The sequence below is a fragment of the Rhodanobacter sp. FW106-PBR-R2A-1-15 genome, assembly GCF_058789735.1.
Genome location: NZ_JBYTEM010000006.1, coordinates 57201 through 81123, shown reverse-complemented (window position 1 = coordinate 81123; position 23923 = coordinate 57201). Strand labels below are relative to the sequence as shown.

General features: G+C 65.6%; 24 protein-coding genes, 1 tRNA gene and 1 other RNA gene. 9 read left to right on the top strand and 17 right to left on the bottom strand.

The window, feature by feature from the left end:
• Positions 1-38: 38 nt before the first annotated feature.
• From dapB to hrcA, 5 genes are all read right to left on the bottom strand, one after another.
• On the bottom strand, positions 39-839 hold the full coding sequence (dapB, locus tag AC3WTD_RS05315; RefSeq protein WP_027492488.1) for a 4-hydroxy-tetrahydrodipicolinate reductase: 801 nt from the start codon (positions 837-839) through the stop codon (positions 39-41).
• 51 nt (positions 840-890) lie between these two features.
• The gene (gene dnaJ / locus AC3WTD_RS05310; RefSeq protein WP_492613124.1) at positions 891-2018 is read right to left on the bottom strand and encodes a molecular chaperone DnaJ; all 1128 of its coding nucleotides are present in this window, start codon (positions 2016-2018) and stop codon (positions 891-893) included.
• A gap of 105 nt (positions 2019-2123) precedes the next feature.
• Complete coding sequence (dnaK, locus tag AC3WTD_RS05305; RefSeq protein ID WP_027492486.1) at positions 2124-4040, bottom strand: molecular chaperone DnaK; 1917 nt, start codon at positions 4038-4040, stop codon at positions 2124-2126.
• A gap of 154 nt (positions 4041-4194) precedes the next feature.
• Positions 4195-4728 carry a nucleotide exchange factor GrpE gene (gene grpE / locus AC3WTD_RS05300; RefSeq protein WP_027492485.1) on the bottom strand — a complete coding sequence of 178 codons (534 nt, stop codon included), beginning with the start codon at positions 4726-4728 and terminating at the stop codon, positions 4195-4197.
• Between the two features lie 83 nt (positions 4729-4811).
• Positions 4812-5882: a heat-inducible transcriptional repressor HrcA gene (gene hrcA / locus AC3WTD_RS05295; protein ID WP_027492484.1), complete on the bottom strand. Its 1071-nt coding sequence runs from the start codon at positions 5880-5882 to the stop codon at positions 4812-4814.
• A 123-nt stretch (positions 5883-6005) separates the two neighbouring features.
• Here hrcA and recN point away from each other — a divergent pair, with 123 nt between their 5' ends.
• Positions 6006-7679: a DNA repair protein RecN gene (recN, locus tag AC3WTD_RS05290; protein WP_492613123.1), complete on the top strand. Its 1674-nt coding sequence runs from the start codon at positions 6006-6008 to the stop codon at positions 7677-7679.
• 13 nt (positions 7680-7692) lie between these two features.
• Here recN and AC3WTD_RS05285 read toward each other — a convergent pair whose 3' ends face one another.
• Positions 7693-8328, bottom strand: coding sequence for a response regulator transcription factor (locus AC3WTD_RS05285; protein WP_027492482.1), 636 nt, complete (start codon positions 8326-8328; stop codon positions 7693-7695).
• Positions 8329-8420: 92 nt separating this feature from the next.
• Here AC3WTD_RS05285 and AC3WTD_RS05280 point away from each other — a divergent pair, with 92 nt between their 5' ends.
• Positions 8421-10013 (top strand): MASE1 domain-containing sensor histidine kinase, encoded by a 1593-nt coding sequence (locus AC3WTD_RS05280; protein ID WP_027492481.1) that lies wholly within the window; start codon positions 8421-8423, stop codon positions 10011-10013.
• A 296-nt stretch (positions 10014-10309) separates the two neighbouring features.
• Here AC3WTD_RS05280 and fur read toward each other — a convergent pair whose 3' ends face one another.
• Positions 10310-10732 (bottom strand): ferric iron uptake transcriptional regulator, encoded by a 423-nt coding sequence (fur, locus tag AC3WTD_RS05275; protein WP_492613122.1) that lies wholly within the window; start codon positions 10730-10732, stop codon positions 10310-10312.
• 74 nt (positions 10733-10806) lie between these two features.
• Between fur and AC3WTD_RS05270 the strand changes: the two genes are divergently transcribed.
• Positions 10807-11277: an outer membrane protein assembly factor BamE gene (locus AC3WTD_RS05270; RefSeq protein WP_027492479.1), complete on the top strand. Its 471-nt coding sequence runs from the start codon at positions 10807-10809 to the stop codon at positions 11275-11277.
• 17 nt (positions 11278-11294) lie between these two features.
• Here the strand turns inward: AC3WTD_RS05270 and AC3WTD_RS05265 are convergent, their stop codons facing one another.
• Together AC3WTD_RS05265 and AC3WTD_RS05260 are read right to left on the bottom strand one after the other, a co-directional pair.
• Entirely contained in the window at positions 11295-11573 is a 279-nt protein-coding gene (locus AC3WTD_RS05265) for an RnfH family protein (protein WP_235642104.1), read from the bottom strand.
• A complete protein-coding gene (locus tag AC3WTD_RS05260; protein ID WP_492613121.1) occupies positions 11566-11997 on the bottom strand; it encodes a type II toxin-antitoxin system RatA family toxin in 432 nt (143 codons plus the stop codon). The genes AC3WTD_RS05265 and AC3WTD_RS05260 overlap by 8 nt, the downstream gene beginning before the upstream one ends.
• A 140-nt stretch (positions 11998-12137) precedes the next feature.
• On the opposite strand from AC3WTD_RS05260, the gene smpB reads away from it, so the two are divergent.
• Complete coding sequence (smpB, locus tag AC3WTD_RS05255; RefSeq protein WP_027492477.1) at positions 12138-12629, top strand: SsrA-binding protein SmpB; 492 nt, start codon at positions 12138-12140, stop codon at positions 12627-12629.
• 53 nt (positions 12630-12682) lie between these two features.
• Here smpB and ssrA read toward each other — a convergent pair.
• Positions 12683-13036: a transfer-messenger RNA gene (ssrA, locus tag AC3WTD_RS05250) on the bottom strand.
• A 200-nt stretch (positions 13037-13236) separates the two neighbouring features.
• Here ssrA and AC3WTD_RS05245 point away from each other — a divergent pair.
• Together AC3WTD_RS05245 and AC3WTD_RS05240 are read left to right on the top strand one after the other, a co-directional pair.
• Positions 13237-13560 carry a c-type cytochrome gene (locus tag AC3WTD_RS05245; RefSeq protein ID WP_027492476.1) on the top strand — a complete coding sequence of 108 codons (324 nt, stop codon included), beginning with the start codon at positions 13237-13239 and terminating at the stop codon, positions 13558-13560.
• Between the two features lie 19 nt (positions 13561-13579).
• A complete protein-coding gene (locus AC3WTD_RS05240) occupies positions 13580-13933 on the top strand; it encodes a c-type cytochrome (protein WP_008436183.1) in 354 nt (117 codons plus the stop codon).
• 76 nt (positions 13934-14009) lie between these two features.
• Here AC3WTD_RS05240 and AC3WTD_RS05235 read toward each other — a convergent pair whose 3' ends face one another.
• Positions 14010-14618 carry an NfuA family Fe-S biogenesis protein gene (locus AC3WTD_RS05235; RefSeq protein ID WP_027492475.1) on the bottom strand — a complete coding sequence of 203 codons (609 nt, stop codon included), beginning with the start codon at positions 14616-14618 and terminating at the stop codon, positions 14010-14012.
• 152 nt (positions 14619-14770) lie between these two features.
• Between AC3WTD_RS05235 and AC3WTD_RS05230 the strand changes: the two genes are divergently transcribed.
• Positions 14771-15112 carry a 4a-hydroxytetrahydrobiopterin dehydratase gene (locus AC3WTD_RS05230; protein WP_492613120.1) on the top strand — a complete coding sequence of 114 codons (342 nt, stop codon included), beginning with the start codon at positions 14771-14773 and terminating at the stop codon, positions 15110-15112.
• Here the strand turns inward: AC3WTD_RS05230 and AC3WTD_RS05225 are convergent, their stop codons facing one another.
• The gene (locus AC3WTD_RS05225) at positions 15113-16111 is read right to left on the bottom strand and encodes an RluA family pseudouridine synthase (protein ID WP_492613119.1); all 999 of its coding nucleotides are present in this window, start codon (positions 16109-16111) and stop codon (positions 15113-15115) included. It abuts the gene before it with no gap.
• Between the two features lie 335 nt (positions 16112-16446).
• On the opposite strand from AC3WTD_RS05225, the gene AC3WTD_RS05220 reads away from it, so the two are divergent.
• Positions 16447-19590: an Rne/Rng family ribonuclease gene (locus tag AC3WTD_RS05220; protein ID WP_492613118.1), complete on the top strand. Its 3144-nt coding sequence runs from the start codon at positions 16447-16449 to the stop codon at positions 19588-19590.
• An 81-nt stretch (positions 19591-19671) separates the two neighbouring features.
• Here AC3WTD_RS05220 and AC3WTD_RS05215 read toward each other — a convergent pair whose 3' ends face one another.
• Complete coding sequence (locus AC3WTD_RS05215) at positions 19672-20325, bottom strand: response regulator (RefSeq protein WP_027492471.1); 654 nt, start codon at positions 20323-20325, stop codon at positions 19672-19674.
• Positions 20326-20463: 138 nt separating this feature from the next.
• Positions 20464-20709 (bottom strand): hypothetical protein, encoded by a 246-nt coding sequence (locus AC3WTD_RS05210; protein ID WP_492613117.1) that lies wholly within the window; start codon positions 20707-20709, stop codon positions 20464-20466.
• Positions 20710-21334: 625 nt separating this feature from the next.
• Between AC3WTD_RS05210 and AC3WTD_RS05205 the strand changes: the two genes are divergently transcribed.
• Positions 21335-22294: a RelA/SpoT domain-containing protein gene (locus tag AC3WTD_RS05205; RefSeq protein ID WP_492613116.1), complete on the top strand. Its 960-nt coding sequence runs from the start codon at positions 21335-21337 to the stop codon at positions 22292-22294.
• Positions 22295-22525: 231 nt separating this feature from the next.
• Here the strand turns inward: AC3WTD_RS05205 and AC3WTD_RS05200 are convergent.
• The 3 genes from AC3WTD_RS05200 to tpiA form a co-directional block, all read right to left on the bottom strand.
• Positions 22526-22610 (bottom strand) — tRNA-Leu (locus AC3WTD_RS05200).
• Positions 22611-22621: 11 nt separating this feature from the next.
• Positions 22622-23083, bottom strand: a complete 462-nt coding sequence (gene secG / locus AC3WTD_RS05195; protein ID WP_027492469.1) for a preprotein translocase subunit SecG — start codon at positions 23081-23083, stop codon at positions 22622-22624.
• Between the two features lie 7 nt (positions 23084-23090).
• Positions 23091-23858: a triose-phosphate isomerase gene (gene tpiA, locus AC3WTD_RS05190; protein WP_027492468.1), complete on the bottom strand. Its 768-nt coding sequence runs from the start codon at positions 23856-23858 to the stop codon at positions 23091-23093.
• Positions 23859-23923 lie beyond the last annotated feature (65 nt).

Below are 23923 nucleotides of genomic sequence, written 5' to 3'. Positions count from 1 at the left end.
CAGGTCTGCTCCGCGGGTGCCGCGCTGGCGCGACTGGATCAGCGCAGCGTGGCGATCACGTCCTCCAACTGCCACGACCCGGCGGCACGACCCGCCAGCCAATGCGCCGCGTGCAGGGCGCCGCGTGCAAAGATCATGCGGTCGGTGGCTCGATGGGCCAGCTCCAGCCGTTCACCCTGCCCGATCAGCATGGCGGTGTGTTCGCCCACGATGTCGCCGCCGCGTACCACGGCAAACCCGATACTGCCTTCGCTCCGCCTGCCGATACGACCTTCGCGGCTGTAGACCGCCGCGGCCTCCAGCGTGGTGCCACGCGTTGCCGCCGCTGCCCGGCCGAGCGCCAGCGCGGTGCCGGATGGCGCGTCCTGCTTGCGGCCGTGATGCGCCTCGACGATTTCCAGGTCCCAGCCCGGCAGGGCCGCCGCCGCTTCGCGCAGCAGGCGCATCAGCACCGCCACGCCGAGGCTGAAGTTGGCGGCACGCAGGATCGCGATGCGCCGCGCAGCATCGTCCAGCCGTGCCTCGAGTACGGCGTCGATGCCGGTGGTGCCGCTGACCAGCGCCGTGCCTTGCGCCAGGCAATGGTCCAGCACTGGCGCCAGCGCAGCCGGGCTGCTGAAGTCGACGACCACGTCGATGGGCGGCGCCTGGGTCCAGTCATGCGCATAGCGCAGGGAACCCGTCGCGGCAACGGGTACCGGCTGGCCGTCGTGGACCGAACCCGGCGACACCACGGCATGCACCAGTTGGACGCCGGCGTCCTCGCCGAGCAGGTCGAGCAGCGCGCGGCCCATGCGACCGGAGGCGCCGCTCAAGGCGAGGCGAAGGGGACGAGTCATCGACGGCACGCTCCAGGGAACAGGGCATACATGCTAACCGCGCAGCGGGGTCTAGGCAGTAACCCTGGACCAGAATTTCTTCACGCCGTCGACCCAGCCCTTGGCGCGTGGCGTGTGCTTGCCGGCGTCGCTGCCGGCAAAGGTGGCTTCCAGCGATTCCAGCAATTCACGCTGCTGTCGGGTCAGCCGCACCGGGGTTTCCACCACCACGCGACAGATCAGGTCGCCGTGGCGGCTGCTGCGCACCGACTTGACGCCGCGGCCACGCAGGCGGAACTGGGTGCCGGTCTGGGTTTCCGGCGGGATGCTGACCGGCACTTCGCCCTCCAGCGTCGGCACCGGCAGTTCGGCGCCCAGCGCTGCCTGCGAAAAGCGTATCGGCAATTCGCAATACAAGTCGTTGCCGTCGCGCTGGAAGATCTCGTGCTCGCGCACGCGCACTTCCACGTACAGGTCGCCGGCCGGCGCACCGGCGGGACCGGCCTCGCCCTGCCCGGAGAGGCGGATGCGGTCGCCGTTGTCGACGCCCTCGGGGATCTGCACCGATAGCGTGCGGGTTTCTTCCAGGCGCCCTTCGCCATGGCACTCGCGGCATGGCTTCTCGATCGCCTGGCCGCTGCCGCCGCAATGCGGGCAGGCCTGCTGGATGGAGAAGATGCCGTTCTGCATGCGCACCTGGCCGTGGCCGTTGCAGGTCTTGCATTTGCTGACCTTGCCGTCCTCCGAGCCGCTGCCGTTGCAGTGCTGGCAGTTGACCTGGGTCGGCACCTCGATCTGCCGGCTCACGCCGAACACGGCCTCCTCCAGGCCCAGCTCGATGATGTAGCGCAAGTCGGCGCCGCGCCGCGGACGGCCACGTCCACCGCCGCTGCGGCCGAAGATGTCGCCGAAGATGTCGCCGAAGATGTCGCCCATGTCGCCGAAGCCGGCACCGCCGCGACCGCCCATGCCGTTCTCGAAGGCGGCGTGACCATGCTGGTCGTACATCGCGCGCTTCGAAGTGTCGGACAGGACTTCGTAGGCCTCCTTGGCCTCCTTGAACTTGTCCTGCGCGGTGGGATCGTCCGGGCAGCGGTCCGGGTGGTACTTCATCGCCAGCCGACGAAAGGATTTCTTCAGCTCGGCTTCGCTGACGCTGCGCTCGACGCCCAGCACCTCGTAGTAGTCACGCTTGCTCATTCATGCATCCACACTGCTTGCCACGCCCTCGCCTCCAGCAAGACAGCCCGCGCCGGGAGGAGCCGGCGCGGGCTGGTCGATCGGCCATGCCGAAGACGGCGCCGATTATTGCTTGTTGTCCTTCACTTCGGTGAACTCGGCGTCGACCACGTCGTCCGGCTGGGCCGAACCGCCCGGTGCGGACTGCGCGCCGGCATCGGCCGGGCCGCCCTGCGCGGCCGCGTACAGCGCCTGCGCCACCTGCTCCAGCTTGCCGACCTTGGCCTCGATCGTCGCCTTGTCGTCGCCGTCCTTCGCCTTCTCCAGGTCGGACAACGCGCCCTCGATGCTGCTGAGCTGGTCGGCCGGCACCTTGCCGCCGTGTTCCTTCAGCGCGCTGCGGGTGGCGTGCACCAGTTGGTCGGCCTTGTTGCGGGTGGCGACCAGCTCGTGGAACTTCTTGTCCTCTTCCTTGTTCGCCTCGGCGTCGGCGACCATCCGGGCGATCTCTTCCTCGGACAGGCCCGAACCGGCCTTGATCTCGATCTTCTGTTCCTTGCCAGTCTTCTTGTCCTTGGCCGACACATGCAGGATGCCGTTCGCATCGATGTCGAAGGTGACCTCGATCTGCGGCATGCCGCGCGGCGCCGGCTCGATGCCCTGCAGGTCGAACTTGCCCAGCGACTTGTTCGCGCTGGCGCGCTCGCGCTCGCCCTGCAGCACGTGCACGGTCACCGCGGTCTGGTTGTCGTCGGCGGTGGAGAAGGTCTGCGACGCCTTGGTCGGCACCGTGGTGTTCTTCTCGATCAGCTTGGTCATCACCCCGCCCATGGTCTCGATGCCCAGCGACAGCGGGGTGACGTCGAGCAGCAGCACGTCCTTGACCGAACCACCCAGCACGCCGCCCTGGATCGCCGCGCCCACGGCGACGGCTTCGTCCGGGTTGACGTCCTTGCGCGGCTCCTTGCCGAAGAAGTCCTTCACCGCCTCCTGCACCTTCGGCATGCGGGTCTGGCCGCCGACCAGGATCACGTCGTCGATGTCGGCCACGCGCAGGCCGGCGTCGTTCAACGCGGTGCGGCACGGCTCGATGGTGCGCTTGACCAGGTCTTCCACCAGTGCTTCCAGCTTGGCGCGGGTCAGCTTGATGTTGAGATGCTTCGGGCCCGACGCGTCGGCCGTCACGTACGGCAGGTTCACGTCGGTCTGGTGGTTCGAGGACAGCTCGATCTTGGCGCGCTCGGCGGCGTCCTTCAGGCGCTGCAGCGCAAGCGGGTCCTTGCGCAGGTCGATGCCCTGCTCCTTCTGGAACTCCTCGACCAGATAGTCGATGACGCGCATGTCGAAGTCCTCGCCGCCGAGGAAGGTGTCGCCGTTGGTGGCCAGCACCTCGAACTGCTTCTCGCCGTCGACTTCGGCGATCTCGATGATCGACACGTCGAAGGTGCCGCCACCCAAGTCGTACACCGCGATCTTGCGGTCGCCGCCCTTCTTGTCCAGGCCATAGGCCAGCGCGGCCGCGGTCGGCTCGTTGATGATGCGCTTCACTTCCAGGCCGGCGATCTTGCCGGCGTCCTTGGTCGCCTGGCGCTGGCTGTCGTTGAAGTACGCAGGCACCGTGATCACTGCCTCGGTGATCGTCTCGCCGAGGTAGTCCTCGGCGGTCTTCTTCATCTTCATCAGCACCTTGGCGGAGATTTCCTGCGGCGCCATCTTCTTGCCGTCGGAGGTCTGCACCCAGGCGTCACCGTTGTCGTGCGCGATCACGCCATAGGGCACGATGTGCAGGTCCTTTTGCACTTCCTTGTCGGTGAACTTGCGGCCGATCAGGCGCTTTACCGCGTAGAAGGTGTTCTTCGGGTTGGTCACGCTCTGGCGCTTGGCCGAGGCGCCCACCAGCACCTCGCCGTCCTTGGTGAAGGCGACGATGGACGGCGTGGTGCGATCGCCTTCCGAGTTCTCGATGACCTTGGTCGTGCTGCCGTCCATCACGGCCACGCAGGAGTTGGTCGTACCCAAGTCGATGCCGATGATCTTGCCCATGTGATTGCTCTCCGAATTTTGCGTGCGGCCCCCGCGGCCGCGATGGTTTCCAGATGGGGTTCTGCCTGGGTGATTCAATGCCGGCAAGGCCCCGGATGCGATTTGACGATGCCTGCCGCCGCGCCATTCAGGCGGGCGCCGGCAATGGCGCCGCTCAGTCCTTCGCCACTGCGACCAGCGCGGGGCGCAGCAGGCGATCGTTCAGCACGTAACCCTTCTGCAGCACGCTGACCACGGTACCCGGCGCCTGGCCCGGCGCCTCGACCATGCTCACTGCATGGTGGCGTTCAGGATCGAGCGGCTGGCCCAGCGGATCGATCTGCGACATGCCGTGGTTCTCGGCCACCTTGAGCAAGGCCTTCAGGGTCAGGCCAAGGCCCTCGCGTATCGAGGCGACGTCGCCGCCTTCGATGGCCAGGCCGCTCTCCAGGCCGTCGTAGACCGGCAGCAGTTCGCTCAGCAATTTCTCGTTGGCGAAGCGGCGGGCCTGTTCCAGGTCGCGGTGCAGCCGGCGGCGCTGGTTCTCGAGTTCGGCCTTTTCGCGCAGCACGGTCTCGCGCAACTCGGCGTTGCTTGCCTCCAGCCCGGCTACGCGCGCCTGCAGGCTTTCCAGTTCCGTGGCCGACGATTCACCCGGCTGGCCTTGGACTGGCGTATCACCAGGCGACTGCGGATCGTTGTTCTGCATGCTCACTCCAAAAACAGTTGTCATGGCCAGCATGCATGCCGGCCGCCCTGGAAAAATTCGCGATAAACCCGCTCCCGCTGGGGTTATAGGGTCGTGGCGGCGCGATTCAAGGCGTCGCTGAGCAATCCGGCGGTAGCCTGCACCACCGGAATCACCCGTTCGTAGGCCATCCGGGTCGGGCCGATCACGCCGACCGCGCCCAGCACGCGCCCCTGCGCGCCGTAGCTGGCGGTGACCACGCTGCAGCCATCGAGCGCAGTGAAGCCGGATTCCTCGCCGATGAACAGGCGCACACCCGGCGCACGGGCGCAGACTTCCATCAGTTGCAGCAATTCGTTCTTCTGCTGGAAGGCCTCGAACAACTCGCGCAGGCGCTGCAGGTCGGCCAGCTCGGAATAGCCCATCAGATTGGTCTGGCCGCTGACCAGCACATCGGGGCCGCCCGGTCCGGTCGCCGGCGGTGCAAATGAAGCGGTGGCCAGCTCGACCGTGCTGGCGAGCAGCTGGTTGAGTTCGCTGCCGGTCTTGCGCACCTCGGCCAGCAGATGGGCGCGGATGTCGTCCACACGCAGGCCGGTGAAATGGCTGTTCAAGTAGTTGGCGGCGTGTTCCAGCTCGCTGCCACCGAGTGGCCGGGCCAGTTGCACGATGCGGTTCTGCACCTGGTTGTCGCTGAACACCAGGATCACCAGCACCCGCGCATCCGGCAGCGCCACGAAGTCGATGTGCCGCAGCGGGAAATCGGCCTGGCGCGGTACCGTGACCACGCCGGCGAAGTGGGTCATCGCCGACAGCAGGGTGGACACATTGCCGAGCAGGTCGCGGGTGGTGGTCGGCCCCGGCGGCAGCTCGCGCTGCAGCCGTGCCATCTCGGCGCGCGGCAGCGGCTGCAGTTCGATCAGGCTGTCGACGAACAGGCGCAGGCCGCGCGGCGTGGGTACCCTTCCTGCCGAGGTATGCGGCGAGGCGACCAGACCAGCGTCCTCGAGGTCGGCCATGATGTTGCGGATCGTCGCCGGGCTCACGTCCAGGCCGGACGAACGCGACAGCGTGCGCGAACCGACCGGCTCGCCGTCGACCAGGTACTGGGCAATCAGCGTGCGCAACAGGCGGCGGGCGCGGGCGTCGAGGTCATGGCCGGGTGGCTTGATCATGCTGTCGTAGCAATCCTTGAGACCCCAAAGAAATAAGGTTTGCGCGCGCAGCTTGCAAGTGGAGCGGTGTCTTGCGCCGCCGGGCTGCCGCTACAATCCCGCCACTCCATCAGCAGCCTGCCCATGCTCACTTCGCTCTACGTCCGCCATTTCGCCGTCGTCGAAGCTGCCGAGGTGGCTTTCGGCCCGGGCCTGACCGTGGTCAGCGGCGAGACCGGCGCCGGCAAGTCGCTGCTGGTCGACGCACTGATGCTGCTGGCCGGCGCCCGCGCCGACAGCGGCATGGTACGCGCCGGCAGCGACCGCGCCGAACTGGCCGCCGAGTTCGACCTGGCCGAACTGCCTGCCGCGCGCGACTGGCTGCAGCGCGAGGAACTGGACGAGGACGGCGGCTGCCAGCTGCGCCGGGTGATCCGTGCCGAGGGCAGTTCCAAGGCATGGATCAACGGCCGTCCCGCCAACGCCCGCCAGCTCGGCGAATTGGCCGCGCTGCTGGTCGAGATCCACGGCCAGCACGAACATCAGGCATTGCTGTCGCGCCCGCACCAGCTTGCCTTGCTCGACGCCTACGCCGGCCACGACGAGCTGCTTGCGCAAGTGCGCGGCAACGCCGTGCGGTGGCGCGAACTCGGCACGCGCATGCGCAAGCTCAGCGGCGGCGACGATCGCGACCAGCGCATCGAACTGCTGCGCCATGAAATCGGCGAGCTGGAGAAATGGGCGCTGCCTGCCGCCGAACTGGCCGAACTCGAGACGCAGCACAAACGCCTCGCCAACGCTGGCCGGCTGGCCGAAGGCACCGCCGGCGTGGTCGAGCTGCTCGACGGCGACAGCGAATTCGCCTTGCGTCGCGCCCTCGGCCGGGCGCAGGCCGAACTGGGCAAGCTGGCCGCGCTCGACGAGCGGCTGAACCCGCTGCTGGAACTGCTCGACAATGCCGGTATCCAGCTCGGCGAAGCCGCCGACGGCCTGGCGCGCTATGCACAGGACGTCGACCTCGACCCCGAGCGATTCACCGAGGTCGACAACCACCTGGCCCGCCTGCACGAGCTGTCGCGCCGGCACCGCTTGCCCGCGGCCGAGCTGCACGACCGGCTCGCCGTCTTGCAGGCCGAACTGGCCGAGCTCGAAGGCGCCGGTGACGTGCTGGAACAACTGATGGCGCAACGTGAGCGCCTGCGGGGCGACTACACCCACGCGGCGGCCAAACTCAGTGAGGCTCGCGCCGCGGCGGCGGCTCGGCTCGGCGACGAGGTCAGCGTGCTGATGGGCGAGCTGGGCATGGTGGGCGGCCTGTTGCGCGTCGAGCTGGAACCCTCCAGCGGCGACGAGCCGGATCCGCAGGGCGGTGAACGCTGCGAGCTGCTGGTGAGCGCCAACCCCGGCCAGCCGCCGCGACCGCTGCGCAAGGTCGCCTCCGGCGGCGAACTGGCGCGCATCAGCCTGGCGATCGAAGTGGTTACCCTGGGCAAGGACACCGTCGGCAGCATGATCTTCGACGAGGTCGACAGCGGCATCGGCGGCGCCGTTGCCGAGGTGGTCGGACAGAAGTTGCGCGCGCTGGGCGCCCAGCGCCAGGTGCTGTGCGTCACCCACCTGCCGCAGGTGGCCGCCCAGGGACACGCGCACCTCAAGGTCAGCAAGCACAGCGACGGCGACTCCACCCACACGCAGATCGAGGTGCTCGACGCCGCCGGCCGGCGCGACGAGCTGGCGCGCATGCTGGGCGGCCTTGAGATCACCCGCGAGACGCGGGCCCATGCCAGGCAGATGCTGGAGCGGGCGCAGAGCGCCTGATCCCTGCGGCCGCTCAGCTCGCCAGCGGCAACATGCCGCGCTCGGAGGCCATCCGGTACAGGTCCAGTTCCGAGCCAGCACCCAGTTTGCCCATCAGGCTGGCCCGATGGATGTAGACCGTCTTCTGGCCGATCCCCAGTTCCGCCGCCACCTGCTTAGGCGCGCGGCCACCGGCCAGCAGCAGGAATACCTCGCGCTCGCGCGCGGTCAGCCGGCTGATCGGGTCCAGCGCTGCATCCGGCCGATCGGCCCGGCGCTGGCGCAGGTCGGAGCTGAGGAAACATTCCCCCTGCATCACCGCGCGCAAGCCCGCCACCAGTTCCTCCGGCGCCACCCCCTTGGTGACGTAGCCGCTGGCGCCGCGGCGCAGCGCCTCGGACACGTAGGGTTCGCCGTCGTGCATGCTCAGCACCACGACATGCGTTTGCGCATGCACGCTGAGCAGGTGTTCGATCAAGGGCAGCCCGCTGCCGTCCGGCAGCGAAAGATCGAGCGCGACCAGGTCGGGGTGCCAGTGGCCCACCGCCTCGACCGCGTCGTCGGCGCTGCGGCACTCGGCCACCACGTCGAGATCGGGCTCCATCTCGATCAGCCGCTTGAAGCCCTCGCGAACGATGGCATGGTCATCGACCAGAACGATGCTGTACATCCCATTACTTTACACAGGGACTCCCCACTCATGCACATCCGGCCCGCCGCGTGGCTGGCCACCGCGCCGCGGCGCACATGTAACATCCGCGCATGCGCCTGAAGCCCCTACGCCTGCCCGACTCCGGCCCGCTGCTTGGCGCCGGCTACCTGTTGCTGTGGCTGCTGCTGTGGCTGACCGTGCAGCCATACTGGATGCTGCCGTATGGCCTGCGTTTCGGTGCGCTGCTGCTGGTGCCGGTGCGTTACTGGGGCTGGCTGCTGGGTGGCGAGCTGGTCGCCACCGCCGGCATCAGCCTAGTCCATGGCCTGCCCCGGGGCTGGCTTGGCTTCGCTATCGACGAACTGCCCGAACCACTGGTGATGGCCGCTAGCCTGTGGCTGCTACGACGGTTCAATCTGCACGCCAGCCTGCACAGCCCTCAGGAAGTGACCCGCCTGCTGCTCTCGGTGGTGCTGGTGGTGACCGCCACCACCGCGGTAGACGCAGCCTTGCTGGCGCTGGTCAGTACGCCGGGCTCGTCGGAACTGATCATCGGCGTACTCGGCGAGGAACTGCTCAGCCACTATCTGGGCATCCTGTTGATCGTGCCGCTGATGATCATGCTGCTGCGGACCCGCATCGAGCGGCGCGCCCTGGCCAGCCTGTTCATGGATGGCCTGCTGGTGCTGCTGCCGTCCATGACGATCCTGCTGGTGCTGTCCGAACAGGCCGCTCCCCAGCCGCAATTTGCCCGCGTGCTGTCGCTGGCGCCGGTGCTGTTCTTCGCCTTTCGCCATGGCTGGCGCGGCGCCAGCCTGGCCATGCTGGTCACCAGCCTCGGCATGACCCTGGTCGACCAGCACCTGGGGCACGCTCCCTCGACCGCCGCGGCCTACCTGTTTCTGGCCGTGGCCGGAACCGGCGCGCTGATGTTGGGCTCGGCCACCGACGCCCTGCGCCGGAGCAGCGAGCGGGTGGCCGAGCAGAACGTCTACCTGGGCGCGGTCAACCGCCGACTGGATCAGCTGGCCCATCAATTGCGCGACGCCGCGCGCGGCAACCTGCAGACGGACGAGAACCAGCGCCGGCACCTGGCCGCCGAGCTGCACGATGAGCTGGGGCAGAACATCACCGCAATCCAGACCCACGTGAAGCTGGCCCAGGCGCGGCTGCTGCAGGCCGGCATGGAGGACATCAGCACCTCGATCAACACCATCCTGGCGCATATGCGACGCGCCCTGCACCGCCTGCTGGACGACCTGCGCCCAGCCGTACTGGATGAATTCGGTTTGCTGCGCGCGCTCGACGAGGGCCCGATCCGTGATCTGATGGGCGCCGCCGGGATGGTTTACCGCACCGAACTGCACGGCGATCCGCGACTGCTCGACGACGACACCCGCACCGCGATCTACCGGCTGGTGCAGGAAAGCGCGACCAACGCCGTCAAGCACGCCAAGGCCAGCGAGTTCCGGCTGCGCCTGCGCATCGGAGAGCGCCAGGGCATCGCAGTGGCCGTGCTCGACCTGCGCGACGACGGCACCGGCCTGCCCAACCGCCTGCCCCGTGGTGGGCGCGGCCTGCAAGGGATGCGCGACCGGGTCACTTCGCTCGGCGGACAGTTCCGCTTGCGTCCCGCCCCGGTCGGTGTCCACCTGCGGATTCTGCTGCGGGGCAGCAATCACCTCACCGAAAGCAGCCAGTGAGCCTAGGAATTTTTCCGATACCGGAAACGTGAAGCCCTCGTTAGCATCCTTCCCATCGATGTGGGGGAGCCGCCGTCGCAAGATGGCGGATCAAGGTCCCCGTGGGGACGGGGGCCTTGAAACAACGGCAGGATGCCGTTTCGCCGCTACCTGGCGAGAGTCAAAGGCGACAGCGAGCCATTCGCGCCGCCGACCGACAGGTAGGGGAGCAGCCGCGGGTGGACAGGAGTCCTCCCCGCGGCTTTTTTATGTCCGCCTGGGCACGGCTGTTCGCCCGGGGCTGGCGTTCGGGACGCTCAGCCTTTGTGCACGCGCTGCTTCGGCCTCACATACAGCACCAGACTGTGATCCTCGATCACGTAGCCGTGCTTCGCGGCAATCTCGTGCTGCAGCCGTTCGATCTCCTCGCTGATGAACTCGACTACTTTGCCGCTGTCCACATCGATCATGTGGTCGTGGTGCTTGCCGCGATCGAGTTCGTAGACTGCCTGGCCGCCTTCGAAGTTGTGCTTGACGATGATGCCCGCTGCCTCGAACTGGGTCAGCACGCGATATACCGTCGCCAAGCCGATGTCTTCCTGGTGGGCCAGCAGTTTCTTGTAGACATCTTCGGCAGTGAGATGCTGCGTGCCCTCTTCGTCGAAGACCTGCAGGATACGCATGCGCGGATGGGTCACCTTGAGGCCGACCCGGCGCAGCTCTTTGGTTTCCTGTTCCATGACCCACCCCGCACACGGCGTTTCCGAGCCGGTAGTGTATCATCCGACACCTTCATGATCCGGACGCGAAACGCATGCAAAAGCTGATCTCCCTGCTGGTTTTCGCCATGCTGGCGCTCTCCGTCGCCGGCTGCCATATCGTCTACAAGCCGGACGTGCAGCAAGGCAACCTGCTGGACAAGAAAACCGTGGATCAGCTCAAGCCCGGCATGACCAAGCACCAGGTGCTGGTGCTACTGGGCACGCCCTCGGTGAATACGCCGTTCGACCAGGGCCGCTGGGATTACGTATCGACCCTGTCGCACCGCGGCGGTGCGATGAAGGTGCGCACGCTCACACTGACCTTCAACAACGATACGCTGGTGCGTACAGAAGGCAATTTCTTCGCGCAGGATGCCCAGCAGCTGATCAACGACAGCAAGAAATACAGCGCCGGCTACCCGGCCAACGAGACCCAGGGCGACAAGAGCACGTCTCCGAACGACAAGAAGAACGACGGCGGCTTCGGCCAGGATGGCAACCCGGGCGGCCATGACGGGCACTGACCCGGCGGCCTGATCCCTCAGCGGGCGCGCCGGCGGCGCGCTTCCATCGGGTCGAGCAGCAGCGGCCGGTAGATCTCGATACGGTCTCCTTCACGCAGCTGCCGCTCCGGCGCCACCTTTCGCGCAAACAGGCCGAGGCGAGCCGGATCGGCCGCAGCTGCCGGAAGCACAGCGGCGATCCCGGAGGCGCCGACCGCCTGCATCACCGTGCTGCCTTCCGCCAGCTCGACTCGGCGCCGGATCGGCCCTGCCGTCCCCGCGTAAACCACCTCGACGCGGATCGTGCGCTCAGCCATGGACTCGTTCCGCCTCGCGGCAAAAGTCATCCACCATGCGTCCGGCCAGCCCCTGGAAGCCCAGTTTCAGGGCGCCGCCACCGAGCCGGCCGGCGTAATCGAAATCCAGCGCGAACGCGACCTTGCATCCCGCATCGCCCAGCGCCATGAAATCCCATACGCCCTCCAGGCTGCGGAACGGGCCATCGACCAGATCCATCTGCAGGCGCCGCGGCGGATCGACCGTGTTGCGCGTGGTGAAGCTCTGATGAAACCCGGCAAACTTGAGATCCAGCCGCGCCACCAGCACGTTGCCGTTGCGCTCGAGGATCTCGGCCCCGGCACACCAGGAGAAGCGCTTTGGGTATGCTTCGACCTCATTGACCAGGTCGAACATCTGCGCCGGCGAGTACTTCACCAGCGCGCTGCGACGAATTTCGATCACGGCAACCTCTTGAGCTTGTGCATTCATCCATGAATGCGAAGATCAGGCAAGCGTCCTTCCATGGACGCACTCTCAACAAAAGCGTCGCCCCGATGGGCGACGGGCAGTGCGGCCGCCCAGAGGCCCGAAGTTTAGCGGACATGGCCAAGAGCAAGAACAAGGACAACAAGGGCAGCGGCACCATCGCGCTCAACAAGCGCGCACGCTTTGAGTACCACATCGACCAGCGCTTCGAGGCCGGCATCGCCCTGCAAGGCTGGGAACTGAAGGCCCTGCGCGCGGGCCGGATCAATTTTGGCGACGCCTACGCGGTCGTGCTGAAGAACGAGATTTTCCTGGTCGGCGCCTCGATCCCGCCGTTGATCAGTGCATCCACCCACGTCATCGCCGAGGACCGGCGCACCCGCAAGCTGCTGCTGCATCGCAAGGAGATCGACCAGCTGGTCGGCGCAGTCGAGCGCAAGGGCTACACCCTGGTGCCCACGGCGCTGTACTGGAAAGGCAACAAGGTGAAGGTCGAGATCGGGCTTGCCCGCGGCAAGCAGGAGCACGACAAGCGCGACACCGAAAAGCAGCGCGACTGGCAGATCGAGAAACAGCGCACCATGCGCTCGCACAACCGCACGGCCTGAAGCCGTCACAGGAAATACAAAAGAAAACCCCCGGCAAACCGGGGGTTTTATGTTGGTGGAGGTGGGGGGAGTCGAACCCCCGTCCGAAGGCGTTAAATGCCCGGATCTACATGCGTAGCCCACCGTTCGATCTCGTTCCGCGACAAGCACGATGGGCAAGGCGCACCGCGGAACCAGCCTGATTGATTTAGCCTAGAACCGCCAGGCGGCAGCGTTCGGCGATCTCATGATAATGACCCTACACCGACGAGCATGAGCACAAGTGGGTTCGGGGCTAGGCCTTAAGCGGCCAGAGCGTAGTTGTCGTCGTTGGCAACTATGAGTTTGCTGCTGGATTAACGAGGAAAGCTGCCCCCTCGGCATGCACCAAGTCATCTCACTGCCCCCGTCGAAGCCAGGACACCCCCGGGGAAAACGATCCGACCGCAACAGTATATGGGGACGCCACTCGCGACAGCAATGCCGCGTGGCCAAGCCGGCCCTATCGGATGTGTGCTGCGCAAACATTGACCAACGTCAAGCCGAGTGTTGTTAGGTCGTTAACGCAACGTCTATACTCGGTGACTTGCGTACTTCCCTATCCGTCGTACTCGTGGGAATGATCTCGATGACTCGATTGCCCTTGCTTGGCTTGGCCCTGGCCACAGCCCTCTTTGCCGCCACCAGCGTTCACGCCGAGGGCGACAAGGCTGCCGGACGCGCACTGATCTATACCTGTGCCGGTTGTCACGGCGTACCCGGCTACACCAACGCCTATCCGCAGTACCCGGTGCCGAAGATCGCCGGCCAGAACGAGCAATACATCATCAATGCCCTGCAGGGTTACCAAAGCGGCGGCCGCAAGCACCCGACCATGGACGCGCAGGCGCAGAGCATGTCGGCCACGGACATCCAGAACATTGCCGCCTATCTTTCCAGCCTCGCCAAGTAAGTTGCCAAGGACTTCCCGCATGAAACGTGCAATCACCCTGCTTTCATTCGGCGCCATCCTGGCGTTCGCTTCGTCCCAGTTGCTTGCTGCAGGCAACGCCGAAAACGGCAAGCAGAAAGCCGCCACCTGTTTCGCCTGTCACGGCACCGACGGCAACGCCGTGGATCCGCAGTATCCGCGCCTGGCTGGCCAGTACAACCTCTACCTGCAGCGCGTATTGCACGAGTACAAGGAAGGCCAGCGCGACAACCCGATCATGAAGGGCATGGTGGCCACCTTGTCCGACCAGGACATCGAAGACGTTTCGACGTACTTCTCCAGCCTGCCGAGCAAGCTCGACACCCTCAAGAACCACATCAGCGGCAGCAAGTAGGCGCCGTATCTTCACCCGAAGAACAAAGGGCCCGCACTCGGCGGGCCCTTTGCTTTTGCACCGGCCATGTCGCTGTTCAGGCGAGCGCCGATTTGCCCCCCGCCTTGCTGTAGTAAGGCTTTGCCCCGGAGGCGTGATCGGTGGCGTCGCGCACGGCGGTGACTTCGGGCACCCGCTCGCGCAAGGTCTTTTCCACGCCCTGCTTCAGCGTCACGTCGACCATGCCGCAACCATGGCAGCCTCCGCCGAACTGCAGCAGCACCGCACCGTCGGCGTCGATCTCCAGCAAGGTGACCCGGCCGCCATGCGAAGCCAGCTTCGGATTGATTTCCGCTTCCAGCACGTAACGCACGCGCTCGATCAGGCCCGCTTCCACGCCCGGCACATGGCCCTTGATCTTCGGTGCGCGGATATTGAGCTGGCCGCCGGTGGCGTTCGGCTCGAAGTCGATGCTGGCCTGGTCCAGCCAGCTGGCGCTGTCGCCGTCAATATGGAAGTCGAAGCCGGCGCATTCCACCGTCCACTCCCCGCCGACCAGGTCCACCGGCTCGCAGAACTCCAGCTCACAGTTCGCTGCCGGCGTGCCCGGCGAGGTCACCCGCAGGCGGATGCCCAGCCCCTCGATGCCCTGCTGCGAAAGAAGGCGCAGGAAATGCTGCTGCGCACGTTCCGAGATTTCGATCATGCCTGCTCCGGGGTATCCAATCGATGCCGGCAGCTGCGCCAGCGAAACAGCACTATTTTAGTCCAGTTTCGAGCCATACGCCCGCTTTGACTTTTGTGCGCGCAACTTCGACGCTTCACGTCCCGAGAATCTCAACTCCGATGGAGACCCTCATGAACGCCAACGACCTGGCTAGCCGGCACTGCCAACCGCGCAAAGGCAAGGAATATGCACTGGACGCCGCGCAGGTGACTGAACTGCTGCAGCGGGTACCTGGCTGGCAGCTGCGCCGCGACGGTATGGCCATTGTCAAGGATTTCCGCTTCGCCGATTTCCACCACACCCTGGGTTTCATCAACGCGGTGGGTTTCATGGCCAACCAGGAAGACCATCACCCGGACCTCGAAGCCGGCTACAGCCACTGTCAGCTGCTATGGTCGACCCACGACGTGGGCGGCCTGTCGCTGAACGACTTCATCTGCGCGGCGCGGGTCGACGCCCTGCTAGGGCGCTGATCAGAAATCGGTGCGCGACTTTTCCTGCATCCACACCAGTCGCTTGCCCTTCACCGCCAGCACGTCGAGGAAATCCTTGAGGTCGTCGGGCAATGGCGCGGAAAAACTGTAGGAACGCCCGTCCAGGTCGAAGCTCATGTGCGAGGCATGCAGGAACATCCGGTTCAGGCCCATCTCGCGGTAGCGCTTGTTCATCTCGCGATCGCCGTACTTCGCGTCGCCGGCCAGCGGATGGCCGATGTGCGCCGCATGCACGCGGATCTGGTGGGTGCGCCCGGTACCGAGTGTGGCCTGCATCAGCCGGGCGCTGGGGTATTGCTCCATCTCGCGGAAGAAGGTCAGCGACGGCTTGCCGTTGTCGGCGACCCGCACCATCCGTTCACCGCCCTGCAGCACGGACTTCAACAGCGGCGCATTCACGTCGAACTTCGCCTTGGCCGGATGACCAAGCATCAGGCACAGGTACTGCTTGGTGACCGCGCCGGCACGGATCGCCGCCTGCAGGCCGGTCAGCCCGGCCCGGGTCCGGGCAAACACCAGCACGCCGCTGGTGTCGCGGTCCAACCGGTGCACCAGCTCCAGGTGTTCCTGCGGACGGGCGGCGCGCAGCAGTTCGATCGCCCCGTGGCTGACCCCGCTGCCGCCATGGCTGGCCACGCCGGCCGGCTTGTCGATCACCAGGAAGTGCTTGTCCTCGAAAATGATCGCGTCGGCCACCGACGCCACCAGGCCACTGGCCGGGGCTCGCTCCTCCGGCCGCTCCGCCACCCGCACCGGGGGGATACGCAGCGTATCACCATCAGCGAGACGTGTATCCGGCTTGGCCCGCTTGCCGTTCACCCGCACCTGACCGGTACGCAAAAGCCGATAAATCATACTCTTGGGCACGCCCTTGAGCAGGGTCACCAGCGCGTTGTCGATGCGTTGCCCATCGCGCTCGGGGCCAATCTCGACCTGACGTACCCCGTGAGGTGCGTCATGGGAAGTTGCCGTCTGCATTGAAAAAAACCTGCTTAAATAGGATACTCGGCGGGCGCTACATTCAGCCCACCGAAGTCCGGATCGGGCCGGGTGCCCGCCCGTAACGTCGGCGAGGATTGCTCCAGTTGCTTTCGGCGGCCGGTCGCGACTCCCTTTCATCGTAACGGTTTGGGCCGTCGTTTGTCCGATGCCATTGCGGTATCGGGGCGGCAGGCGCAGCTGACCGAATCATCCCGACGCCGGAAACGGTGCCGTTTTTTTTGCCGCTTAACCGCAGCGGCGCGATCCCCGGCAGGCCGCCATTGTGGCGCCACCGTGGCACGCGACGCGCGGCCAAGCCGAGGATTACCACCATGAAACGCATGTTGATCAACGCGACTCAGCGTGAAGAGTTGCGCGTGGCCATTGTCGATGGCCAGAACCTCTACGACCTGGACATCGAAATCCCTTCGCGGGAGCAGAAAAAGTCCAATATTTACAAGGGTCGAATCACCAGGGTTGAGGCTTCACTCGAAGCCTGCTTCATCGAGTACGGCGCCGAGCGCCACGGTTTCCTGCCACTGAAGGAAATCTCCCGCGAGTACTTCACCCCGGGCCTGGACCCGCACAAGGCGAACATCCGCGAGCTGATCAAGGAAGGTCAGGAAGTCGTCGTGCAGGTGGAGAAAGAGGAACGCGGCAACAAGGGCGCCGCCCTGACCACGTTCATCAGCCTGGCCGGCCGCTACATGGTGCTGATGCCGAACAATCCGAAGGCCGGCGGCGTCTCGCGCCGGATCGAGGGCGAGGACCGGCAGGCGCTGAAGGAGGCGCTGGATCACGTCACGGTACCCGACGATGTCGGCCTGATCGTGCGCACCGCCGGCCTCGGCCGCGACGCCGAAGAGCTGCAATGGGACCTGGACTACCTGCTGACCTTGTGGAAGTCGATCTCCGAAGCGGCCAGCAAGCAGAAAGCGCCGTTCCTGATCTACCAGGAATCGAAGCTGTTCATCCGCGCCCTGCGCGACTACCTGCGCAGCGACATTGGCGAGATCCTGATCGACGACGAGCCGCTGTACAACGACGCCCGCGATTTCATGCAGCAGGTGATGCCCAACGCCCTGCGCAAGCTCAAGCTGTACCGCGACGACACCCCGCTGTTCACCCGCTACCAGATCGAAACCCAGATCGAGAGCGCGTTCGACCGCCAGGTACGCCTGCCGTCGGGTGGTTCGATCGTGATCGACCAGACCGAAGCGCTCACCGCGATCGACGTCAACTCATCCAAGGCGACCAAGGGCAGCGACATCGAGGAAACGGCGTTCAACACCAATTGCGAGGCCGCGGTGGAAATCGCCCGCCAGGCGCGCATCCGCGACGCCGGCGGCCTGCTGGTGATCGACTTCATCGACATGGACAGTCCGAAGCACCAGCGTGAGGTGGAGGATCGCCTGAAAGATGCTCTGAAACTGGACCGCGCCCGCGTGCAGATCGGTCGCATCTCGCGCTTCGGTCTGCTCGAGATGTCGCGTCAGCGGTTGCGTCCCAGCCTCGGCGAAGCCACCCAGATCACCTGCCCGCGCTGCGAAGGCCACGGCCATATCCGCGGCGTGGAGTCGCTGTCGCTGTCTACCCTGCGACTGATCGAAGAACACGCGATGAAAGACAACACCGGCCAGGTGCTGGTGCAGGTACCCACCAGTGTCGCCAACTTCCTGCTCAACGAAAAGCGCGCCAGCGTGGTCGAGATCGAGCTGCGCCACAAGGCGCACGTGGTGATCGTCGCCGACGAAAAGCTGGAGACGCCGCACATCGAGATCCAGCGCATCCGCGAGGCGGACATGGGCGAGCACAGCAAGCCCAGCTACGAGCGCCTCACCGCGGTGGACGCCGTCGAACTGCCGAAGATGGGGCAGACCCTGGGCAGCGGCGAGCAGCCTGCGGTAAGCGGCATCGTGCCCGCCAGCCCGGCGCCAGTGCGCGAGGAAGTCGTTGCGCCGGTCGCCACGGCAGCGCCGGTTGTCCGCCGCCAGCCGGCGGCAGCCCCCGCCCCTGCCGCTGCACCCAGCGGCGGCATCATCTCGCGCCTGTTCGGCTGGTTCCACAGCACGGAGGTGGCGGCACCCGCACCGGCACCGAAACGCACCGACAACGCCAACGACGGCGGCGGCCGCAGCCGTCGTGACGAGCGCGGCACCCGCACCGGCACCAGTTCGAGCGTATCGCCGCGCCAGCCGCGACGCGAGGCCGCCCAGCCAGGCTCGACGAAACCCGCTTCCGCGCAGCAGGCCCGCGGCAACCGCCAGCGCAGCAACGAGGCCCAGGCGCGCCCTGCGCAACAACCCCAGAGCCAGACCGCCAAGGCGGACCGCCAGCCCAAGCCGGCCGCGGCAGTCGAGGGCAACCCGGCGCGCGCAGAGCGCAAGCCGAATCCGGCGCAGCCGTCCAAGGTGGAACGCCAACCGCGTGTCGCCGCAGACGAGCTTCCCGCCGTCGCACCACCGGGTGATGCGGCGAACGAAGCCGAACTGCTGCTGACGCCGCCGGCGGCTTCATCCATGCCCGAAGCCGCCGACAACACCACGGATGCCGAGGGCAACCAGTCGCGTCGCCGCCGCGGTCGTCGTGGCGGCCGCCGGCGCCGGCGTCACGATGAAGTCGCCGCTGACGGCACGGGTGTCGACAGCACGCAGGCCCAGGCGCTCGACGACGAGGATCGCGACGAAACCACTGCGACCGCAGACGTCCCGATCGCGCGCACCGAACCGTCGTTGCATGAATCGTCGCCGGTGGTCGCCGCTGGCGAGGCAGCACCGGCCATTCCGCCGGTGCGCCAACCGACGCCTGTCCAGCCGAACGAAACGCGCGCCGTAACGCCTGTCGTGACTGCAGCCAGCACCACGACGCCCGTCACCACGGCATTCAACCTGCCGCCGCTGCCGCCGATTCCGGAGTCGGTGAAGTCCGCCGCGACGATGGCCGCAGCTGACGAACACGAGCTTGTCAGGGTCGCCCCGGTAAGCACACCTGCGCCAATGTCGCCAGCCACCAGCGTCGCGGTGAACAGCGTGGATACACAGGTCGCCAAGGCCGATCCCGCTTCGGCGGCTGTCATCACCGCCGTGGCAACACCGACGACGCTCAGTCGAGCGGCCTCCGACACCACGTCATCAGCGGTCGTCGCAGTGTCGGGTGAAGAACCCGTTCCGACAGCGGTGACCCCGGCAAGCTCGACGATCGCCACGCCGGCCGCAATGGCGACAGCTCCGGCACCGACCGCTTCACTTGTCCATGAGGCCAGCCCGTCGACGAGCGTGGTGTCTCCCGTTGCCGGCATGCCCGAAACGCCGGTTGCAGCCCAGCCTGCGGTTTCGCTGACGCCCCCCAAGCAGGGCGATCTGCTGGCGCAATCGGGGCCTCAGACCAGATTGCTTCCATCCACCGAGGAAAGCGAAGCTGCATCGCCACAGTCGCGCGGCGAGTCCGACGCCCACAAGAGCGACTCGAACGGCTGAGCCGCCACGCCGTGGAGCACGACAAAAAAACCGGACCTGGGTCCGGTTTTTTTTTCGCTTCAAGCCACCGACTGCGCGGCATCACGTACCAACATGATGATTCGGCGTATCGATCAGCCCATGCACCGTCATCAGGTGGGCAAGGCTGAGCACATGGTCCACGTGCAGCTTCTCCATGAGGCGCTGCTTGTAGGTGGACACCGTCTTCGGACTCAGGTTGAGCTGTTCACCGATGATCGTCAGCGGTTTGCCGCGCACCAGCATCATCGCGACCTCGAGTTCGCGGCTGGACAATACGTCGAACGGCGAGGCACTGCCGTCGAGAGTGGCCAGCGCCAGCTGCTGCGCTACGGCCGGGGCAAGATAGCGGCGGCCATTGGCCACCTGGCGCACGGCGGACACCAGTTCGTCGGCGCCGCAACCCTTGGTCAGGTAACCGAGCGCGCCGGCGTCGAGCAGGCGTTTGGGGAAACGCGCGTCATCGACCACGGTCACGATGACGACGTGGGTGGACATCTTCGAGCGGCAGACGCGTTCGGTGAGCTCGATCCCGCTCATACCGGGCATATGTACATCGACCAGGGCGATGTCGGGCCTCAGGCTCCGGATCAGCTGCAGGCCCTCCTCGGCGCTGCCCGCCTCGCCACCAACACGGATGTCCGGTTGTTGCTGCAGGATCATTCGGAAGCCGGTGCGAACCAGCTCGTGATCGTCCACCAGGACCACATTGATCACTTGACGCCCTCCTTGGTTGGGCTGCATGAAACTAGGCTGCGCGAGGCACCTTTGCAAGTGGCTCGTCGCTCGACACTCACGGTGTGGGATGCCCTCCGGAAGCAGCTGCACCGGTGGGTTCCAACATCAGCGAATGGCTTAGCTCGCCAGCGCCGCGACGGCACCATTGGTGTCGCCCCAGCCGTATTGCGCCAGCACGATCGCGCCGGTCGGCCCCGGCATTTCCACGCAAACCGGATGCCCGAGGCGCCCGTGCTCATCGCGAGCCATCTCGCGGGCAAGCTTGATTGCAGCCGCGAGCTGCAGGTTGCTGAACAACGTGACCTGGCCGCGACGAACATTCCAGTCACCCGCAGCCGCCTGCCCCAGCGAAATCGTCACCATGGACCCCATCCCCCTTGCCGCGAGGAGCCTGCAGCGGCGTGACAGCCGGCCTACCCTCGTGGTCGGCGCAATGTGTCACGGCGATGGCGGCGGATATGTCGGCCGGCGCCTACGCTCCCTGTACGGGAAGCGTGTTGCGATATCCGCCCCGATCTGCAGCATGCGTTCGTCGTGCCGGCCTGCGCCGCCGGCCGAGGCACTCTCCCCTCCCGCTCGTCGCAAACAAAAAAACCGCCAAAGGCGGTTTTTTTAAGCTCCTGCGGCGTTCAGCGAAGCCATCAATGTGGTGCCCAAGAGGGGCAGCCGGAATGGCTTAGTGGCGCCGTTTGTCGCGGACCAGGACCAATTTAGGACCAGCAAATCGGAGTTGGCAACAGTTGCCGAATGTGGGTCCCCCTCAGGACCAGAAACGCCAGCGCGTGTGTCCCGGCTCGGGACCCACGCCCAATGGCAGCAAATGGTCCCAGCGCGAACTGCCTCTGCCGCCGTGCCACAATGTCGCTTCGAATCGCGGAGGCGTCATGGGCAGAGGTTTCCCCGGTGGTTCACGTGAGCGCGTCAACAAGGCCGGCAATCGGGTTCGTGAAGGCGCCGCGACAGAGGAAGATCTGGCAATCATCAATGAGTGGCGCGCAGCGCATCGGCAGGTTATCAACACCTTCCAGGCAATCGTCCGCCTACGTGTCAAAAAACCGGCGCCAACATCGTGGTAGGTCAGCGCCTAAAGCGGCTTAGCACTATTTTCGACAAGCTCCAGCGGCAGAAAAACATGGCGCTAGGGCGAATGGACGACGTCGCTGGAATTCGCATGATCTTTCCCGATACCGCCAGCCTCGAGGCCTTCCGCGCGGACTTCCACACGGCACGGTTTAAGCACAGGCGCCGCAATACGGACGACCAGTACAACTACATCGCCCGGCCCAAGGTCGATGGCTACCGTGGCATTCACGACGTGTATGCCTATCAGGTCACGTCTAAGCACGCGCAAGTCGCGCTTGGGCTCTACATCGAGATTCAGTATCGCACGCTCGTGCAGCACGCCTGGGCTACCGCGAACGAAGTGGTTGGCTACATCACTGGAAACGAAACCAAGTTCGGTAGAGGCGATCCCCGCTATATGCGCATCATGGCGCTGACTAGCGAAATCCTCGCTCGAGCTCATGAGGCCACGACTGGCCCGCTTCCGGACCTGAGCGATTTGGATTTGGCCAGCGAATTTGTCAATCTGGACACAGAGCTCGGCCTTAGCGACGAGCTTGGCAGCATGCAGGGCGCCGACGTGCGGCAGCTGAGCGGCAAGCAGAACCACGTGCTGATATTCATGCGTAACGGCGAACTGCAGGTGAAGGATTTCACCAAAAACGCCTCGGCCATGAAGTGGCTGTTTCGCTATGAACGTGAAAATCCGGAAAGCAATGCCGTGCTCGTCGGCGGCGACACGCCTGACCAAGTCGAAATCACCTTCCGGAATTACTTCAAGGACACGAGCGAGTACCTGAAGCTCCTGATCGACGGCGTCCGCACGCTGGGGATCAAGATAGGCGCGAAATTCGAGGATGCGGATGTATCTGCTTCCAACCCATAGCGGACATGTGCCGCTTTGCTGAGGCAGCGCGCCAATTGAGCCGATCGGAGGCCGATCCGTGACCAAATCCGGGACCAATCCGAGACCAATCAGTAGAAATCGAGTGCAACTTTCCGCAAGTTTCTGCAATTCTTGGCAAGAAAAAGGCCCCTTGCGGGGCCAGTAAGTGCTTAATTTATAGTTAAATTGCAACGTTCGCCAACTGATGGCAACTTATCGCAACTTTATATGTGGTGCCCAAGAGGGGACTCGAACCCCTACGACTTGCGTCGCTACCACCTCAAGGTAGTGCGTCTACCAGTTCCGCCACCTGGGCAGGTGTGTTGCTCAGTGTTTCGCCGGCGGCTCGGTGGCTGCCGGTACCTCGCCCTGACTCTTGGACGGGGCGGGAGTTGCCGTCGGCTGTGCGGCCGGAACGGCATTGTTGGTTGCCGCGGGAACCGCCGACGGCACTTCCGTGCCAGCCGCCGACTTGGCCGGCGTCGTCTTGCCGGCGGCAGGCTTGTCGGCGAGTGACCCCATCACACCCAGGTCTTGCGTGTTGGTGTGCGGCGCACCGTTGCTGTGCAGGTAGATGCCCATGCCGAGGCTAAGCAGGAAAAACAGGCCAGCCAGGACGCCGGTCGCACGGGTCAGGAACGTGGACGAGCCACGCGCACCGAATACCGTGGCCGAAGCGCCGCCGCCGAAACCCGAGCCGGCATCCGCACCGGCACCGTTCTGCAGCAGGATCAGCACGATCATCGCCGCGGCGATCAGGATGTAGAACACGCTGAAAATGACGAACATAAGGTTTCTATTGAGCCTGTGGCGCCTGATGCGCCGCAGCGCAGATTCCAAGGAAATCCGATGCAGCCAGGGAGGCCCCGCCGATCAGCCCTCCATCCACGTCCGCCTGCGCGAACAGTTCCGCGGCATTGGCCGCCTTGACGCTGCCGCCGTAAATCAGTCGGGTCAGACGGGCAATCATAACATCTTCTTTTTCCAGTTGGCTACGAATGAAGGCGTGCACCTGCTGCACCTGTTGCGGGCTGGCGGTACATCCGGTGCCGATCGCCCACACGGGTTCATAGGCGATTACCGCGGTGTCGAAGCTGGCCACGCCGTTGAGTGCCAGCACCGCCTGCAGTTGCCGCGTGATGACTGCCTCGGTTTCGCCGGCCTCGCGCTGCGCCAGGGTTTCGCCCACGCAAAGGATCGGCGTCAGGCCGCCGGCGCGGGCCGCGGCGAACTTGCGCGCCACCAGCTCGTCGCTCTCGCCGTGGTACTGGCGCCGCTCGGAATGGCCGACCAGCACCCATTGCACGCCAACGTCCGCCAGCATGGCGGCGGAGACTTCGCCGGTATACGCACCCTGCCCTTCGTGCTCGCTGACGTCCTGCGCGCCGATGCCCACGCAGGAGCCGGCATGCTGCCTGGCCAGTTCGGCCACATAAGGAAACGGCGGAAGCACCACCACGTCGACGCCGTCGGGCGCGCAGGCGGCAATGTCGTCCACCAGCGGCTTGGCCATCGAACGGCTGCAATGCATTTTCCAGTTGCCGGCGATGAGTTTCTTGCGCATGGGCTGCTTCCGCTGCGGTCAAACGGCAAGCTTACCGAGGGGCCCCGGGATCGGCAAATCGGCGG